Below are 17,679 nucleotides of genomic sequence, written 5' to 3'. Positions count from 1 at the left end.
CGCCGCGCGCCGGCGCCACCGACCTCGGCGGACCGCTCCGCCGCCCTTCCCGCCTGAGAGCCGCGTATGGATTTCGACCACAGCGACAAGGTGCAACGGCTGCGCGCGCAGCTTTCCGACTTCATGCGTTTCCACGTCGAGCCGGCCAACGTCGCCTGGCATCGTGAAGCGGCCGCGGGGCACTATCCGTTGGGGTTGATCGAACGGCTGAAGTCGCGGGCGTTCTCCGAGGATCTGTGGAATCTGTTTCTGCCGGGCCTGCGGGATGAGGATCCCGGCCAGCGTCTCAGCAACGTCGAATATGCGCCGCTGGCCGAGATCATGGGCCGGGTGCATTGGGCGTCGGAAGTGTTCAATTGCAACGCGCCCGACACCGGCAACATGGAGCTGCTGCATCTGGCGGCGACGCCGGAGCAGCGCGCCGAGTGGCTCGATCCGCTGCTGATCGGCGAGATCCGGTCCTGCTTCGCGATGAGCGAGCCGGATGCCGCATCGTCGGACGCGCGTAACATCCGCACCACCATCACCCGTGACGGCAGCGACTACGTCATCAACGGCCGCAAATGGTTCATCACCGGGGCCGCGCATCCGAACTGCAAACTGGCGATCGTGATGGGCGTTACCGGCGAGCACCTGCCGGCGACCTCGACCGAGCGGCACTCGATGCTGCTGGTGCCGATGACCACGCCGGGCCTGTCGATCGTCCGCAACATCCCGGTGATGCACTATCACTCGCCGGAAGGACATTGCGAGTTGGTGTTCCGCAACGTCCGGGTACCAGCCGCCAATCTGCTCGGCGAGGAAGGCAAAGGCTTCCGCTTGGCGCAGGACCGGCTCGGGCCCGGCCGGGTGCATCATTGCATGCGCACCATCGGCCAATGTGAAGTCGCGCTCGAACTGATGGCGGAACGCGCGCTCGAGCGCGAGGCGTTCGGCAAGCACCTCGCAGACTTCGCGAACATTCAAGACTGGATCGCCGAATCGCGGCTGGAGATCGATCAGGCGCGGCTGTTGGTGATGCACGCGGCGCACCGCATGGACCGCGCCGGCAATGCGGCGGCGCGGGTCGACGTCTCGGCGATCAAACTGGTGGCGGCGCGGCTACAAACCCGGATCGTCGATCGTGCCATGCAGGTGTTCGGGGCGATGGGCCTGACGCCGGATACGCCGCTATCGTATTTGTGGACCTGGGGCCGCGCGATGCGGTTTCTCGACGGACCTGATGAGGTGCATCTGCGCGTGGTGGCCCGCGCCGAACTGGCGAAGGCGAAAGCGCAGGCCGGCCAAAATGCCCACCACTTCGTTCCGCCGTCGCAATTGCTGTCGGAGTGATCAGCGCCGGGCCGGCTGCGCCATCACGGTGACGATCCAGCGCGGGGTCTCGCCGGTCTTGTCTTCCTTGACGGCGCGAACGATGCCGGTGACCGAGGAGCCGCCGACCTTCAGCGTCGCGGCGCGGCCGCTGAACTGCGCGATCCGCGATCGGCGCGCTTCTTTCAAATCTGTGGTTTCGAGCGTCTGCAGCATGGGTATTCTCCCCTCAGGCTCGACTATTCGCAGTCGTCGTTACGCAGTGATTAAGTTGATCGCTGGTAAGAATACCGGTCAGCACTCGACCAAAGGCGAATACGCCGCAGCGGGAGCTTGGCTCCGCGCCACTCAGGATGCCGCACCCGGCCACCTATTGGTCCGGTCGGAACGTCCGCGAACCACTTTCATCCGATGATCACTGTCAGCAATTCGCCTGACTGGCAGCGTTTTCTCATTTGCCCTATTCAAAAAGAGCTGGGAATCGGCACGCGTCGATGTTCCGCAGGCGGTGGTCGTGAGCGCACGAGGATGACGACCTCCGCAACAGCGAGCGCGTGCCTGGCTTGTCATTCCACCTCACCCGCGACGACCGCGCGTGAGCGAACCTGAAAGGGCACCCGCGAGCGCCGGGTGACGAAAGGTAAATCAATGCAGTATTGGATCGGTGCTTTTGCAGTCGCCCTGGTGGTCGTGATCGGCTACGCGGGCGGCCCTCTCGCCGCTGTCATCACCATCGTCGCCTTCCTGGTCGCGCTATTCCTGCTGTGGGCGCGCGAACTCGGCTTCAAGGGCGCTTGGGAGAAGTTCGGCTTGCAGACCCTGGAGCTCCCGCTGAAGGTCGACAACTGGGATCGCTTCAAGCTGATCTTCGCCGACGAGAACAAGCTGGTGAAGGCCTGCGCCACGGCGGTCGCGCTGATCGCGCTGGCGATGATCCTGCCGCGCAATCTGGCGGCGCTGGTGTATCTCGCCGCCGCCGCGTGGGGCGTGTTCGAAGTCTATCGTGCCAACAGCGCTGCGGCGCCGCGCGCCGGCACGCCGATCAACTAACCGGGTAACGCTCGGCACCGGCAGTCAGCTGCCGCTCGTATCTCAAAAGGGCCGGCGGAGCGATCCGCCGGCCCTTTGCTTTTGCGCGGCAGACAGTCGTGTTGATCCTTCGCAGCAATTGACCCGCCGGCGCCGACATGAGCAATATTGACCAGGCGTGGTCTTGAACAATTCCAGCGCCGCCCCCCGATTCAAGTTTTGCTTACCGTGATTGCTAACCCGCCTCTCATCTGTGGCAGGTAGTTTTCGCAGGATGCAGCACGTCCGGCCTCCAGATCCGGCTTTCGAACCTCCTCCTGACATCGGCGAGAACTCGTCCGTCGCCGGGATGCTGCGTCTTCGCCCGATCCTCTGGCTGATCCTGAGCGGCGCCCTGCTGATTGCCGGTATTGCGGTCACCACCACGCTGACGGTCAGCAATTTCAAGGAGAAGGCGCTGCGCAACGGCGAGCGCGAGCTGTCCAACACCGCATTGCTGTTGGCGCTGCATTACGACCGCGAAATCGACGATTTCCTGGCGATGCAGAACGACATCGTCAGCACGGCCCGCCAGATGCGGCAGCCGTCGGCCGAAGCGTTCGGCGGCACGATGGCGACGCTGGCGATGCATCAGACTCTGCGCTCGCGCGCCCGAGGTGCGACCGAGATCACTGCGCTGAAAATTTTCGATTCGAACGGCACCCTGATCAACACCTCCGACGTGTGGCCGGTGCCGGTGCTGTCGATCGCCGATCAACGCTACTTCCTCGACCACAAATCCGGGACCGCGCAGCGGGTTACCGTCGCGCTGGAGCAGAACGCGCTGGCTGGCGGCTGGAGCATCGTGCTGGCGCAGCGCCTGACTGCAGCCGACGGTGAATTCCTCGGCGTGGTGACGCGCGCGATCACGCCGGCGCATTTCGACCGTTTCCTGTCGCAGGTCTCGCTGATCGGCGATTCAGCCGTCTCGATGCATCACAGCGACGGCACCTTGCTGACGCGTCACCCGTTCGCCGAGGGCATGATCGGCCGCAATTTCCGCGACGGACCGCTTCAGCAACAGGCGATGTTCGACGACGACACTACGGCGCGGCTGACCAGCCCGATCGACGGACTGGACCGGCTGGTCGCATCGCACGCGCTCACCGAACTGCCGATCGTGATGGTGGTCACCACCACCACCGAGGATGCGCTGGCGAGCTGGCGGACCCAGACCAAGCTGATGGTCTCGGTCGCGGCCGTTTCGGCCTTGGTGGTGACCGTGATCCTGCTGCTGATCATCAACCAGATCGGCAAGCACCACCGCGCCACCCAGCGCAAGCTGCAGCTCGACAAGCAGCGGCTCGACACCGCGATCAACAACATGTCGCAGGGCTTGCTGCTGTTCGATGCCCAGGCCCGGCTGGTGATCTGTAATCAGCGCTACATGGAGATGTACGGCCTGTCGCCCGACGTGGTGAAACCCGGCTGCAGTCTTCGTGACGTGCTCGAACATCGGAAATCGACCGGTTCACTCGGCGGCAATATCGACAAGATCACCACCGACCTGATCGACCGGCTATCGTCGCAACGCGTGTCGGAGATTCACAGCATCCACGACCGCTCGATCGAGTTCTCGAGCGTGCCGGTGCCGGGCGGCGGCTGGGTCATCACCCACGAGGATGCGACCGAGCGCAAACGTTACGACGAGCGGATCTCCTATCTGGCGCATTTCGACAGCCTCACCGATCTGCCGAACCGCTCGATGTTCCGCCAGCGGCTCGAAAACGAACTGCAACGCGCCAGCCGCGGCGCGCCGTTCGCGCTGCTGTATATCGACATCGACGAGTTCAAGAGCATCAACGATACGCTCGGCCATCCGGTCGGCGACGAGCTCTTGAAGCAGGTCGCGGTGCGGCTGCGCGACTGCGTGCGCGAGACTGACTTTGTCGCTCGACTCGGCGGCGACGAATTCGCCATCATCCAAATCGGAGTCGGCGGCGCCGACGAAGCCACCGCGCTGGTCGACCGGATCTACGAGTCGATCCGTCTGCCGTATCAGTGCCTCGGCCACCTGCTCTCCACCGACGCCTCGATCGGGATCGCGATCGCACCGCGCGATGGCGCAGATCTCGACCAGTCGGTGAAAAACGCCGACCTGGCGATGTACAGCGCCAAGGCCGAAGGCCGGCGCACCTTCCGGTTCTTCGAGCCGGAAATGGACGCGGTCGCCAAGACCCGCCGCCAGCTCGAATTCGATCTGCGTAACGCGATCGCCGACCGCGGCTTCGAAATCCACTATCAGCCGCAGGTCGATCTGCGCAGCGGCGCGATCACCGGCTGCGAGGCGCTGCTACGCTGGCGGCATCCGACCCGCGGCATGATCTCGCCGGCCGAGTTCATTCCGATCGCCGAGGACACCGGCCTGATCAACGAGATCGGCGCCTGGACGTTGGCAACCGCCTGCTCCGAGGCGGCCACATGGGACGCCGATATCACGCTCGCGGTGAACATCTCGCCGGTGCAATTCCGTCAGCCGTCGCTGGCGCTGCTGGTTGCCTCCGTGCTCGGTGCGGCGGGCCTGCCAGCGGAACGGCTCGAACTCGAAGTCACCGAGGCGGTGCTGATTCACGACGATGACGCTGCGCTGAGCACGCTGACCCAGCTTCGCGCGCTCGGGGTGAGGATTTCGCTCGACGATTTCGGCACCGGCTATTCGTCGCTGAGCTATCTGCAGCGCTTCCCGTTCGACAAGATCAAGATCGACCGCAGCTTTATCGACGGCATCGACACCACCGAAGGCTCGACCGCGATCGTGCAGGCCGTGGTCAACATCGCGGCGTCGCGCCGCATGACCACCACCGCCGAGGGCGTCGAGACTGCGCGGCAGCGTGAGATCCTCACGACGCTGGGCTGCACCCAGATGCAGGGTTGGCTGTTCAGCCCCGCCATCCCTGCCGCGGCGTTCCGCAAGTTGCTCACCTCGCACCTTTCAACCTGCGCCGCCTGATTATCATCACTGCTTCTGCGTCGTAGCAGCGGCTCGCAGCACGCCCTACACTGCGCGGTACCGGCGCATTGCGCCGGCCCCGCCGCGTGTTGTCCCCTTGCCAGCGAAAGCCTCCGCATGACCGACCAGTTCAGCCATCTGCAGCAGATCCGTAAGCCGGCCATCACTTCCAAGGGCGGCATCGTCGCGGCGCAATCGCGCCGCGCGGCCGAGATCGGCGCCGACGTGCTGGCGGAGGGCGGGGACTGCATCGATGCGGTGATCGCCACCACCTTTGCGCTCGGTGTGCTCGAGCCGTGGATGAGCGGCATCGGCGGCGGCGGCGCGATGGTGCTGTACCGCGCCAAGGAAGACCGCACCGAGGTGATCGACTACGGCATGCGGGCGCCGCAGAGCCTGCGTGTCGAGGACTATCCGCTGACCGGCGCGGGCGCTGCGTCCGATCTGTTCCCTTGGCCGCGGGTGAAGGACGACCGCAACATCCACGGCCCGGCCGCGGTCGCGGTGCCGGGCGTGGTTGCCGGCATGGAGGAGGCACATCGCCGCTACGCCAAGCTGCCGTGGCGCGACCTGGTGGCGCCCAGCATCGCGCTCGCCGGCGACGGGCTCGCGGTCGACTGGTGGACCACGCTGATGATCGGCAGCGTCGCGGCCGATCTGCGCCGGTATCAGGCCAGCGCCGCCTCGTATCTGATCGACGGCCTGCCGCCACACGCACCGTGGGGCATCAAGTCGAACGTCGTCCTGCCGCAGGACCGGCTGCAGGCGACGCTGGCGCAGCTCGGCGAGCAAGGGCCACGCGACTTCTACGAAGGCGATCTGGCGCGGAGCCTCGCAGCCGACATCCGGGCCGCCGGCGGCACACTGTCGGTGGAAGACCTCGCCGGCTTCCGCGCGCATCTGCGCGATCCGCTGACGATCCCGTATCGCGGCGGCGCGGTGTTCGCGACGCCGGAGCTGACCGCCGGACCGACGCTGGCGCACACGCTGCGCGTGCTCGGCCAGCGCCTGACGCCGGCCGGCAACGAACCCGACTCTGCGGCCTATGAGACCTACGCGCTGGCGCTGCAATCGGCTTACGCAGAGCGGCTGCGCGACATGGGCGACGCCGACGGCCGCCGCGCGCTCGGCGCCGAGCATCTGGCGCCGGCCTGCACCACGCATTTCTCAGTGGTCGATCGCGACGGCAACATGGCGGCGGTGACGCAGACGTTGCTGTCGACCTTCGGCTCGAAATTCGAAACGCCGCACACCGGCATCATGATGAACAACGGCATCATGTGGTTCGATCCCGAGCCGGGCCGGCCGAATTCGCTGGCGCCCGGCAAGCGCTGCTTGACCAACTACACGCCGGTGCTGGCGCGGGCGCCCGGCGGCCGCCGCTTAGCACTCGGCGCCTCGGGCGGCCGCCGCATTCTGCCGGCGGTGGCGCAGATCCTGTCGTTCGTGATCGACTATGGCATGGACCTCGACGCCGCGATCCATCAGCCGCGGATCGACGCCAGCGAAGGCGAGGTGGTGATCGGCGACGTGCGCCTGCCGGCTGCGACGCGCGAGGCGCTGCGCCGGCAGTTCGACTACGAAGAGGCGCGGGTGCAGACCTTCCCGATGAAATTCGCCTGCCCCAGCGTGGTGCTACGCGACGGCACCAGCAACAGCGGCGCGACCGAAATCGCCCAGCCGTGGGGCGACGCCGTGGCCGAAAGCTGACCGGCGCGAACTTCGTCCGCGCGCAGCAGAGTTAGGCCGGCATCGCTTCGGGCACCGGCCGAGCCCGCGCAGTCGTTGTGCGCTCGGCGCGCAACCTCCGCGCAGGCAGCTTCATCGGCTTCGGGCCGATCAGATCATCGTCGTCGATGCCAGGCTCCGCGCCATCGAGCGAGCGATACGCCGCCACATGGGCATCGAGCTGGGCGGTGCCGAAGGTGCGGCCATCCTCGTCGGTGATGACAACATCCCAGCCTTCGCTCTCCCAGATCCGCGCCTTGGCGAACGCCACCAAAACACTGTCGCGCACGCAGCGCATCTTCTCGTCTTGTCGAATGGCTGTGATGGTGTAGGGCAAGTCGCGATTCCTCGTGAACGAGGATTGCCGATACCCCGCAGCTTTGACCGCAATTCGCCGCCATAATGGCGATTTCGGGCTGACGGAACCGGCTGTGGACATCTCGCTGCCGGGCCACGATGCTCGGCATGATTCCCGAGCCGACTGCGATCTTGCCGGGGCACGACGCAGACGTTGAAACGACCATCGTTTTTCCGGAAGGATTGGATATGTCTCCCGTCTCGCTTCTGCTGAATATCCTTTGGATCGCGCTCGGCGGCTTCTGGATGGCTGTCGGCTGGGCGGTTGCGGCGGTCATCATGGCGATCACGATCATCGGTTTGCCTTGGGCGCGCGCGGCCTTCAGCATCGGCGTCTACACGCTGTTTCCGTTCGGCCAAACGGCGGTGCCCCGGGAAGCCGTCACCGGCCGCGAAGACATCGGCACCGGCCCGCTCGGGGTGATCGGCAACGTCATCTGGCTGGTGTTCGCCGGCTGGTGGCTCGCCATCGGGCATCTCGTCACCGCCGTGCTGCTTGCGGTGACGATCATCGGAATTCCGTTCGCCTGGGCCCACCTGAAGCTCGCCGGCATCGCGCTGTGGCCGATCGGCAAGGTCATCGTGCCGATCGACGACCTTGGCCTCAGAAGGTGATGCGGGCGTCGCCGCCGTCACACCCGCGGCACACCGCCACCTCTGCCAGCCTCTCAATGCGCCCCTGCCGCACCCGGCACGATTCGAAACCTGCCGCCGCGGTCCCAGCCTTACCCCGTTGAGAAAATTTCGTTTTTCTCCCCCGTTGCCGATCTGGTTGCGATCGGCTACAGGAACGGGGCACGCACCCGTAGCTCAGCTGGATAGAGCGTTGCCCTCCGAAGGCAAAGGTCACACGTTCGAATCGTGTCGGGTGCGCCAGCCTGTGCGCACTCCTTCCGCCAACTTCCGGGAAGCGTAACACGCCCGAAGTGCCTCCAGCCGGAGGCACAAAAGTTGAAAATACAAAGAATTCCGCGCCTTAAGGAGCGCCCAGACGCTAGGCTTCAGCCGAACAATTCGGGCTGGAGTGGCGTCGTGACTGTTTTCGCGTCTAACATTTCGTCCAACAAAACGTCCAACAGCGGGGGGTGTCATGCCTGACTTCCTCACCCGCCGTTATGGCATGTGGCACTTCGTGCGAAGGGTCCCGCTGGAATTCGCGGCTCTTGATCGACGCGGCATCGTCCGGCACTCCACGAGGGTGCCGGTGTCAGCCGACCGAACGGGCCGAAGGGCCATCCGGGTCGCCATGCGTCTCAATGCCGAGCTCGAGGCCCACTGGCACCAGTTGGCCGGGGACAGGTCTGACGACGCGATGAAGGGCTATGACGAGGCGCGGCGGCGTGCCCGCTCGCTTGGCTTTGAATATGCCGACGGCGAACAAATCCTGGCGTTTCCGTGGGAGAAGCGCATGGAGCGGATTGAGGCTCTTCTGACACGCGGGCTAGAAAACGACAGGGGCGCTCGCGCGGCACTGCTCGGCACGCAACCGCGCCCATCGTTCATGCTCTCGAAGCTCTATGAAGAGTATGAGGCCGCCACCAAGATCGAAACGCAGAACTTCTCCCCCAACCAGATGCGGGTCTGGCGTGGCGGGCGGATGCGCGTGGTGCGTGAATTGGTCGATCTCGTCGGCGACAAGCCCGTGACCGAACTGACGCAGGAAGACGGCCTCGACTACAGCGAATGGTGGCGCGAGCGAGTCCTCAGCGGGGAGACCAACGCCAAGTCAGCTAACAAGTCGATGGGGATGTTGAGCCGCATGCTCAAGGAAATGAGCATCCGTCGGCGGCTCAATTTGCCTGAGATATTTAAGGGGCTCCGGCTACGCGGAGAGGTCGATAATCAGCGTCAGCCCTTCGAGACGGATTTTATCCAGAACAGGCTGTTGGCCGAGGGTACGCTTGCGGGACTGAATGAAGAGGCGCGGCACGTTATCTATTTGCTTGCGGATACGGGCCTGCGTCCGTCGGAAGCCGTGAACCTGCAGGCTCACGCTATCCACCTCGACGCTCCGGTCCCCTATGTTGAGGTGTTACCGGACGGCCGGGTAATGAAAACCGAGGACTCACGTCGTCAGATTCCGTTGGTCGGCGCAGCTTTGGCCGTGATGAAGCTGAGGCCACACGGTTTTCCGACCTACCGGGACAAATCATCATCCCTGTCAGCGCTCGTGAACAAGTATCTGATGGCCCATGGGCTGCGGCCCTCGAAGCTACATTCGCTCTACTCACTTCGGCACAGCTTCAAGGATCGACTGATCGCGGCGGAAGCGCCAGACAGCCTGATCGACAGCCTGATGGGTCACCGGACAGGCAAGCCCAAATACGGCAAGGGGCCGCCATTGGAGCTCAAGCTCAGATTCATGGAGTCCATCGCCTTCAAGCCGCCGTCGCGGCTGTGAGCCATGAGCAAACGGCGGGCGCGATGTTTCGCGCCCTCCATGCGCTTGAGCTCTTCAAGCTCCGCTTCGAATTTCTCGAATAGCGGCAGATGCACGTCGCCATCCAGCTCGATGAAGTACGCCAGTAGCACGAGCGCACGTTCCGTGCGCTCGATGCGGTTCAGCGATGATGATTCATCTGGCTTCATGACAACGCTGTCGTTCGAGTAACCCGCGCGCCAAATTTGGCCATACCCGCCGCGCGTCACCAGTGCGGATGACAGTTCCGTCTACAGACGTACCGAAGTTTCCCTGGCAAAGCTTCCGCACAGGTCGGGTGCGACGGAGGTCAGCCTCAATACGACGACGCCTGATCAATCAGACTAAATTCGCAATGTAGCTGGCTAGCCGCTCTACTCGTTCAAACAAATTATGGCGGGCCGGGGGACCGATAACGAAGACAAATTTCTTTTGAGAGATTTCCCGAAGCAAAGCCAACGCAGGTCGCCATAGAATGGGATCTCCACAGCGAAGGATCACCATGGACGAGTTCGACGAAATCCCAGCCCTGCCCAGTTCTATTTCGGGAGATCAACGAACGCGGCCAGCATCAGCTGCACCGCTTGCAGGAGACATCCTCTCCGGAGCAAACGAGATCGCTGAATTCCTCTATGGCGACCGGAAGCACCGGCGCAAGGTCTACAACCTTGTCGAGGCCGACTGCTTGCCGGTCTTCCGGCTCGGCGCGAACATCTGCGCGCGCCGCTCGGTGCTTCTGGCATGGATCGAGAAGCAGGAAGCTGGTTGAGCCGGATCACTGATCACGAACAGCTCTCAGCCACCCGGCTGAGTTCACCGTGTTCGGCGTCGGCCCGAAGATCCGGCAGATATGCTGGACTGACTTTTCTGCGACGTCGTAGGTGAAGCCCACGCAGTTCTCGACGGGCTTGCATTTGGCCATGCAGTCCATCCCGGTCCCAACGATGAACGACGATGGACCGGGGCCGGGGCTGGTGCCACCGGTCAGCATCTGACCGCAGGTCAGCTTGAAGCCGGGCATGACAAAGTAGCGACCGGCGCAATGGACCCGGTCTTTTTCAACCGGAGCTTCGGCAACGGTGACCTGACCAGGGTCAGGCTTCCGGGCGACAGGCTCTGTCAGAACCGTAACGCTAATGGGCTTGGGAGCATCGGGCTCGGGGATACGTTGGCCGGAGACAAATTTGGGGTCCGGCGTAAAGGTCAGCGGCGCAGCGAAACGCAAGCAAGTGCGGTATGCGCCCCTGACGAACTCGCCCGACTTATTGAAAGCCCAGCCATCACACCGCGAGCGATTGCAGGCCACGGCACAATCGGCATCTGTCAGAGTAATCGTGCCGCCGATGGATTGTCCTTTGACGGTAAAGTTGTCGCGCAGCTTAAAGCTGGTCAAAGCGTCACGTCGAATATCCTCGTCCAGACCAGTCGGGATAAATACGTCTTTGATCACGACCCCTCCCGCCCCGCCTTTTCCGCCCGGTGATGGATTGGCGGGCGGATCGGGTTCTGGTGACGGGGGTGGTGGCTGAACCCGCGTGATTTGGACGCCCGCCCCAGTTCGGCTTGGCAACTGCGTCCAGCCATATCCCCCGAGGACGAGAACAAACCCGGCTGCGACGGCATAGAATGTCTTCCGGCTCGACCGATGTGGCGCGCCTTGGGCCTTCTTGGTCCCGGCAGAAGTCGTTGGAATTGCAGAGGTTGGCCCCCGACTTTTCTGATCTTTTCCGGCGTTTTCGTTCGGCCGCCCGGCTCCGCCTGATCCTCCTGTCTGACGCGATCCGTTGCCCGGCTTAGGCTCAATTGTCTCTGGCTTAGGCTCTGGCTTCGGCGCGACGAAGAGGACCGGCAAGTTCACAGGCTGCCCTGCCTGTTCGGACGACTTGTCCGACTTTGCCACCTCCGCGTCAGAGGGTGTCGCTGCCGCCGCTACTGACTTGGCAGGACCGTCTGGAGGCGACTGCTCAGTGCCGTCCGGCTGTGGACTCGCCTCTGGCCGTTTGGAGATCTTCGAGGACCGGGTTTTCTGAAGCGCTTGCCTTAGCTCCGCGCGAAGCTCGTCAACGTCCTGCCGCTTCCCAAACAAGGCACCTTCGATCTCGGCTGTACCGAGAGGGAGATGACGGTCCCGGAGCCAGTAGGAGACGGCCCTTGCCGAAATCCCCATGACGCCGCCGAATTCCTTCGGCTGCCACGGCTTGCCTATTTTGGACGGCTCAACGTTCGGCCGCGTGCCGTTTTCTAAATGGTACTTCAGGAGCCGTCCAAAGCTCCATTCGGTCCGATCCGCCAATTGATTTCTCAAAATGTCTGGCACGATTTCGCTGGGTCGACGTGCTGCGCGAGAAAACTTCGCTCGGTGGTATTTAGATTTCGCAAGTGTTGGCTTCTTTGTGGCGTGGGATCAACCCGTAAAGAGGTAGAAGCCATGGTTACCCACGTGAACAGTAAGTACGCCGCCCCTGACACCAATTCCGGTGGTAATTCCTTGCGCTCCAACAGAGTTGGTACCGCCGACGACTGTTACCGGGCCATGCAGCTCCATGATGCGCGTTCCCGCAGCGCCCAAGCTATCACGTCGGCAGCGTCCCCCGAGCGACCGGCCGAAGAAGCGCAGCCCTTGGCCACGAACAATTCGGGCGACATCATCTACGGAGCGCGCTCTATCGCCGAGTACTTGTTCGCTGACGGCGGTAACAGGGCACGGCGGCGCGTCTTCAACCTTTGGGCTCACTACAGTGTGCGGAAGGAGAAGGCGGGCTTCTTCAAACTGAAGGGCGCGCTCTGCTTGTCCAAGAGCCAATGGCGATCATTTCACGGACTGCAGTAGGTGCGGAGCCGTGAGCGCCGATCGAGCTTCCGAACCGGTCGGGCAAGGAGAGAGTGCCTTGCCCGATCGCGAACAGATCGGAGCGCCCGTCGCCTTTCTTCCAAGATGCTCTGCCGCAATCGCTGGACGGCCTCATCCCGCTCCTGTTGAAGCGCCGCCATGGCTGCCAGCCGCTCGTTTTTCCCGAAGGTCAGCAGTCCAGCCATACGCGCCGCATAGTGAAGCAAGAGTCTCGCGATCGCGACGTCCAACAAACTCGCGAATGCCGCCATGATGCGGGCGCGCATGACCGCTGCTTCGTCATCCGGTTGGGCCAGCATCCTCCCGGACCTGGAGCAGGCCCTTGCCCCCAGTCCGCGCCTAGTCCCGTTCGCGTTTTCGCTCCCGCCGCTCCAGCCAATAAGCTACAAGTTTCGCCTCCTCCTCGGCATTGGCATTCATGCGGGATTGTTCCTCGACTACGCGTTGGGCGGCTTTCGCCTTTGCCGCCTCCGTTTCATTCCTGGGCTCACGGGCATCCTTCATCTTCGTGCCTCCACCAAAAAACCCGTCGAACAGCCGCTCGCCAATTACGCCAAGCGCGCCCGCAATGCCCAGGCCAACATCACCCAGGCCTTTGGCCCTCCCGGGGTTGACGCTATCGGCTGGCGATATCTCGTCATCGGCGAAGTCTTCGCGCGGCTTCGCTTCCTCCCGCTCCTCGTCCTCGCGGCGATCGGTGATTTCATGCGAAGACCCGCGAAAAGCATCGGTCAGATCTTGGTCATGGCGCTGATCACGCGTTGCGTCGGTTTTCTCAGCAGCAAATGGCGATGGGGGACCATCCAAAAGCCAGTAGGCCCGCTGCCCGCTTTCCTGTCCTTCACGAAGCCGAGCCCGCTCCTGCTTCTGGACTTCCAGAAGCGCCGCATATTCCTCATCCCGTTTTTCGCGCAACTCACGGCAGGCTTCATTTCGGCGCTCATCAAGCGCCTTGTCACGGCGCTCCAGAATACCGGCCTTGAGGATGTCGAGCGCCTCCTCATCCAGCCCCTCGCGCTTGGCTTGATAGTAGCCACGCCACTCGGCCTTGAACTCGCGACTGACCGTTCGATAGGCTTTATCGCGAACAGTCCGGAACGCCTGCCTTCCGTCCATGAAAAAGCGCTCGCGCTGCCCGCGTTGGCGGTCCTTCAGGATCCGCCACTCGCCATCTTTTCCTTCGCCTTCGTCGTTCCGGATGAAATAGTCGAATTCAGCACTGATGCGCTCATACTCGCTGCGCTCGAACTCATGCTGCGAGCTTTTCATCCGCTCCCATATCTTCCGGTTTGGCGACGGCTCCCGCTCGCCAACTGGTTTGAGGCGCTCCTCGCAAAAAATCGCCTCATGCTCGCGCTCATAGGTCTCCGCCCACTCCTGAACCCTGCGCTTCTCAAAAGAGCTGTCGAGCGCACGGCCCGTCTCCGGGTGGACGGCATTGACCATCAGATGCACATGGGGATGCTTGTCCGAATGACAGACGATAAGGGTCTGGTGCTCGTGCCAGCCCATATGGGCCAAGAACGATTCCGCGGCCTCGATCATCTGCTCGCGGGACGGGCTTTCCGAACGATGCCAGTTCAGGGAGATGTGCCGCACCGGATATTCGAGCTGACGGCCACCGGCCTTCAATCCGGCTTCCCGCTTCAGTTGGTCGGCGCTCCGATACGTCCAGTACATCTCGTCGATGGCGAGCGAAGGGTGGTCGCTGGCGAGATTGATGGTGTGGGTCCAGGGCACCCGATGCGCCGTGCTGGCCTTGGCCGGATCGTGCAACAGGTACATCCCGGCCTTCTTGAACGATTTCCCTGATCGAAACAGCTTAGGCACCATCGACGGAAGCCTTTCGAATGATTTCGCGGATCGCTTCGAGGAGGGATCGCAATTCGGACGGCTCCGGCACCTGCAAACGATGGAAATTCCGCGAAATCTGATTGAGGTTGTTTCCAATCCGCGACATCTGCGCGATGAAGAGAGGATCGAGATGTGGCGCACTTGTGCGCGAAGGCAATTTGATCGGACGGTCGGACAACAACTGCGCGCGCCCGAAGTCGACCGCACGCATCCCAACGGACGCCGCCCGTGCGCGCAGCCAGGCCAGCTCCCTGACTGTCAGCTTCAGGTTGAGCTGCTGATCGCGCCTTTCGGTTTTGTTCGGTCGGGCCATGTCTGCTCGTTGTTAGCAGAGCGCATGCGTCCTCATGGGGTCCGGGGCCTCGTCAGCCCCGGCGAGAGGTTTGCGGTACCGCAAACCACATCTCGCTACGCTCTAGGCCAAACCCCATATCACGCGCTGCAATGCGTTTGCTGGCCCATCACCTTTCAAAATCAAACGTACTTCCATCCGTCGCGAAGGAGTGTGGATGATTACTTACAATTCCGGGGTTCGCCTCTCTGACTCTGTGATCTCATCCTGTTGTGTCAGCATGGAGGAGATTGACATGGTCAGAGGACTTGCTTGGAAGCTGGGGCTGCTGGTCTGCCTTTGGTACGAGATAGCGGTCGAGCTGAAGATTGACGGAACGACGGCTTTCTTCGTTGCGCTGCTGGTGATTGCGGGAGGATTGTTCGTCCTGCGACTCCCCTCACAATTGGCGGGGATGATCGGCCCCAGCACTTTGGCGCTGATGGTGCATGGCGTTGCGTGGCTGGTGGTTTACTTCGCAGTCGCGCCGCGAGCTGTGACCGACATGCCGCTCGTGCTCACGTTGGCTGCGGTGGCGGCCTTGGTCATGATGGGAGGCCAATGCCGCGCGCTCTATGAGCGTGAGCGGCGGAAGTTTGGCCGCGAGGTTTGGGCCCGACATTCGACCGTGATCACCGGGGCTGTGCTGGGCGTGCTGTTTCTGGGGATGGTCGCCATCCGGCAATGGCATTCCATCTGGCCGCTGGTTGCTGGGGTGCTGCTTCCCGGCCTGCCCTTCATGTTTGGTTGGCGGATGGGACCGATTGCCGGTCAGTGGCGGGCGGACGCCAAGTTCGGCTCGGCCAAGGACTTCCGCAAGGCCGGTTTCAGCGAAGAACGCTAAGCGAAGGAGGCGAAGATGAGCTTTCCTATTCCCTATGGCTACGAGCCGGAACGCCAAACCTTCCCCAGCTACACGGACAACCGGCATCTGTGCACATTCGGGCCGACGCGCAGCGGAAAGGGCGCGTCGGTGATTGTGCAGGCGCTGCTACAGGTCCCGCATAGCGTGGTGGTGGTTGACCCGAAGGGACAGAACGCGGCAGTGACGGCCGGTCACCGCGCGGCGCTGGGCCATGACGTCTATGTGCTCAATCCGTTCGGCCTGCATACCGGCAGTCCGTGGAATCTGCCTCGCCATCGCTATAATCCGCTCTCCCGGCTGGACATCAAAAGTCCGAACGTAGTCGCGGAAGCGGCGGCTCTGGCCCAAGCCCTCATCGTGACGCAGGCACGCGATCCTTATTTCGATGACACTGCACGCGACCTCGTGGCGGCCTTGATGCTGCATCTGGTCGCAACGCGTGGCCGCACAGCCACGCTTGCGCAGATGCGGCGGATGGTAACGGACATCTCGGCCCGCAATGACGATGCAGCGTCTTTGCTGGTGGCGATGCGCAAGAGCCCCTACCCCTTCATTCGGCAGCCGATTGCACGCTTCTTCGACGCCGAGGCGCGGGATATCTCCAGCGCGGTCAATACGGCGGTGACTCAGACAAGCTTTCTCGACGATCCGGCGCTATCGGATGAGGCGAGCCTCGGTACACTGACCGGCAACGATATCGATCTGCGCCAGCTCAAAAAGAAGCCGACGACCGTCTACCTGATCCTGCCGGGGCAGTTCATGGACGCCTATTCCCGGTTCTTGCGCCTCTTAATCACCTCGGCGATCGATACGATCACGGCAGAGCCGGGCGGGCATCCCGTTCTCTTCATCCTCGATGAGTTCGCGCGGCTGCAGCAATTGCCCGCCGTCTCCAACGCCTTTGGCTTTGCGGCTGGGTTCAATCTGCAGCTTTGGCCGTTCCTGCAGGACGTGCCGCAGCTGCGGGCGGTGTACGGCACACAGTGGATGAGCATCCTCGCCAACTGTGGTCTCGTGCAGTTCTTCACGCCGACTGATGTCGAGACCGCCGAGTATGTGCAGCGGCGCGGCGGGACATTCACGGGCGAGAGCCGGAGCCGGGCCTATTCCGGCGGTCTTCTCAAATCGGAACGGGGCGACACGCTAACCGAAAGCCAGATGCCGCTACTGCCGTTCGAGAGGATGATGAGCCTGCCACCCAATGAAGCGGTGACGTTCTTTGCAGGCAGGCATGACCCGTTTCTCGTGGGCCGTGCGCCCTACTGGGAAATCCCGCGCCTCGCGGGGTGTTTCGATCCGGATCCTTATCATCGCGGATGAAACTGACAGTAAGGCGTGGCACTGGGGCAACCGGACGCACTCAGTCAAGTAGACCCTCGCCACGCCTGCAGCAACTAGCAGGGCTGTCGGGCAGGAGATTTGCCGCGAGCCGGTCGCTTTGTCCGGCGTGATTTGGAAGGCTGGGCGCGGCCATCGGACGGCGCGTCGGCGAGTGCCTCGCCGTTCGTGATCAGCTCAAGGACACTCTCCGGGCTTGTGAGCAGTAGCTTGCTTTGGTCGTTGCCGTCGAGATCGCGCCAGCGCAACCGTGATTGATAGGGCTTTGATGGCCTGAAGCCCTCGGCGGGGCTGAACAACTCCACGCCAAAGCGGATGGCGGGGTTGATCGCGGTCTGGTCATCCGCGACGAATAGAAAGCGGTGGGCGCTTGCAAAGTCCGCCACGCTATCTTCGATCAGAATGCTGTCGCGGTTGAGCAGCACAGCGCGGGCCAGAAAGTTGCGGCTCGTCTGGATTGGTGACGGATCTGTTGCGACATACGGCTCGACAAAGGCGAGCTGGTTTTGCGGGATCAGTCGTTTTCCAATGGTGTATGTGTCGGCCATGATTTCCTCCTTTGTGGATGGTCCAAGCCAGCACATCGCAACCGGTGGCCTCTCCACAA

Annotated in this window: 16 protein-coding genes and 1 tRNA gene; 11 read left to right on the top strand and 6 right to left on the bottom strand. The window is 63.0% G+C overall.

Annotated elements, in window-relative coordinates; all coding sequences use genetic code 11:
* Positions 1-66: 66 nt before the first annotated feature.
* Positions 67-1,332: an acyl-CoA dehydrogenase family protein gene (locus tag LRC39_RS04130; protein ID WP_346296438.1), complete on the top strand. Its 1,266-nt coding sequence runs from the start codon at positions 67-69 to the stop codon at positions 1,330-1,332.
* On the opposite strand, the gene LRC39_RS04125 is transcribed toward LRC39_RS04130, so the two are convergent.
* A complete protein-coding gene (locus LRC39_RS04125; protein WP_011156346.1) occupies positions 1,333-1,527 on the bottom strand; it encodes a hypothetical protein in 195 nt (64 codons plus the stop codon).
* 432 nt (positions 1,528-1,959) lie between these two features.
* On the opposite strand from LRC39_RS04125, the gene LRC39_RS04120 reads away from it, so the two are divergent.
* The 3 genes from LRC39_RS04120 to LRC39_RS04110 all read left to right on the top strand — a co-directional run bounded on the left by LRC39_RS04120 (position 1,960) and on the right by LRC39_RS04110 (position 7,039).
* A complete protein-coding gene (locus LRC39_RS04120) occupies positions 1,960-2,361 on the top strand; it encodes a hypothetical protein (RefSeq protein WP_011156345.1) in 402 nt (133 codons plus the stop codon).
* A 328-nt stretch (positions 2,362-2,689) separates the two neighbouring features.
* Positions 2,690-5,329, top strand: coding sequence for a bifunctional diguanylate cyclase/phosphodiesterase (locus LRC39_RS04115; RefSeq protein ID WP_346296437.1), 2,640 nt, complete (start codon positions 2,690-2,692; stop codon positions 5,327-5,329).
* 117 nt (positions 5,330-5,446) lie between these two features.
* Positions 5,447-7,039 (top strand): gamma-glutamyltransferase family protein, encoded by a 1,593-nt coding sequence (locus LRC39_RS04110; RefSeq protein ID WP_346296436.1) that lies wholly within the window; start codon positions 5,447-5,449, stop codon positions 7,037-7,039.
* A gap of 31 nt (positions 7,040-7,070) precedes the next feature.
* On the opposite strand, the gene LRC39_RS04105 is transcribed toward LRC39_RS04110, so the two are convergent.
* The gene (locus LRC39_RS04105; protein ID WP_346296435.1) at positions 7,071-7,394 is read right to left on the bottom strand and encodes a hypothetical protein; all 324 of its coding nucleotides are present in this window, start codon (positions 7,392-7,394) and stop codon (positions 7,071-7,073) included.
* Positions 7,395-7,603: 209 nt separating this feature from the next.
* Here LRC39_RS04105 and LRC39_RS04100 point away from each other — a divergent pair, with 209 nt between their 5' ends.
* From LRC39_RS04100 to LRC39_RS04085, 4 genes are all read left to right on the top strand, one after another.
* Complete coding sequence (locus tag LRC39_RS04100) at positions 7,604-8,029, top strand: YccF domain-containing protein (protein ID WP_104511920.1); 426 nt, start codon at positions 7,604-7,606, stop codon at positions 8,027-8,029.
* A gap of 184 nt (positions 8,030-8,213) precedes the next feature.
* A tRNA-Arg gene (locus LRC39_RS04095) sits at positions 8,214-8,290 on the top strand.
* Positions 8,291-8,504: 214 nt separating this feature from the next.
* Positions 8,505-9,815 carry a tyrosine-type recombinase/integrase gene (locus LRC39_RS04090; protein WP_346296434.1) on the top strand — a complete coding sequence of 437 codons (1,311 nt, stop codon included), beginning with the start codon at positions 8,505-8,507 and terminating at the stop codon, positions 9,813-9,815.
* A gap of 520 nt (positions 9,816-10,335) precedes the next feature.
* Positions 10,336-10,602 (top strand): DNA-binding protein, encoded by a 267-nt coding sequence (locus LRC39_RS04085; protein WP_346296433.1) that lies wholly within the window; start codon positions 10,336-10,338, stop codon positions 10,600-10,602.
* A gap of 6 nt (positions 10,603-10,608) precedes the next feature.
* Here the strand turns inward: LRC39_RS04085 and LRC39_RS04080 are convergent, their stop codons facing one another.
* Entirely contained in the window at positions 10,609-11,283 is a 675-nt protein-coding gene (locus LRC39_RS04080; RefSeq protein WP_346296432.1) for a PAN domain-containing protein, read from the bottom strand.
* Positions 11,284-12,261: 978 nt separating this feature from the next.
* On the opposite strand from LRC39_RS04080, the gene LRC39_RS04075 reads away from it, so the two are divergent.
* Positions 12,262-12,663 (top strand): hypothetical protein, encoded by a 402-nt coding sequence (locus tag LRC39_RS04075; protein WP_346296431.1) that lies wholly within the window; start codon positions 12,262-12,264, stop codon positions 12,661-12,663.
* Between the two features lie 360 nt (positions 12,664-13,023).
* Here LRC39_RS04075 and LRC39_RS04070 read toward each other — a convergent pair whose 3' ends face one another.
* Together LRC39_RS04070 and LRC39_RS04065 are read right to left on the bottom strand one after the other, a co-directional pair.
* Positions 13,024-14,517 (bottom strand): relaxase/mobilization nuclease domain-containing protein, encoded by a 1,494-nt coding sequence (locus LRC39_RS04070; protein ID WP_346296430.1) that lies wholly within the window; start codon positions 14,515-14,517, stop codon positions 13,024-13,026.
* Positions 14,507-14,851 (bottom strand): plasmid mobilization protein, encoded by a 345-nt coding sequence (locus LRC39_RS04065; RefSeq protein ID WP_346296429.1) that lies wholly within the window; start codon positions 14,849-14,851, stop codon positions 14,507-14,509. Before LRC39_RS04065 ends, LRC39_RS04070 begins: the two co-directional genes overlap by 11 nt.
* A 196-nt stretch (positions 14,852-15,047) precedes the next feature.
* Here LRC39_RS04065 and LRC39_RS04060 point away from each other — a divergent pair, with 196 nt between their 5' ends.
* Both LRC39_RS04060 and LRC39_RS04055 read left to right on the top strand, forming a co-directional pair.
* A complete protein-coding gene (locus LRC39_RS04060; protein ID WP_346296428.1) occupies positions 15,048-15,713 on the top strand; it encodes a hypothetical protein in 666 nt (221 codons plus the stop codon).
* A gap of 15 nt (positions 15,714-15,728) precedes the next feature.
* Positions 15,729-17,054, top strand: coding sequence for a type IV secretory system conjugative DNA transfer family protein (locus LRC39_RS04055; RefSeq protein ID WP_346296427.1), 1,326 nt, complete (start codon positions 15,729-15,731; stop codon positions 17,052-17,054).
* A gap of 74 nt (positions 17,055-17,128) precedes the next feature.
* Here the strand turns inward: LRC39_RS04055 and LRC39_RS04050 are convergent, their stop codons facing one another.
* Positions 17,129-17,620 (bottom strand): hypothetical protein, encoded by a 492-nt coding sequence (locus tag LRC39_RS04050; RefSeq protein ID WP_346296426.1) that lies wholly within the window; start codon positions 17,618-17,620, stop codon positions 17,129-17,131.
* Positions 17,621-17,679 lie beyond the last annotated feature (59 nt).

This window comes from Rhodopseudomonas sp. P1, from assembly GCF_039642825.1.
Lineage (GTDB): Bacteria > Pseudomonadota > Alphaproteobacteria > Rhizobiales > Xanthobacteraceae > Rhodopseudomonas > Rhodopseudomonas palustris_H.
The sequence above is the reverse complement of the archived record's forward strand: the minus strand, read 5'-3'. Positions and strand labels throughout refer to the sequence as shown.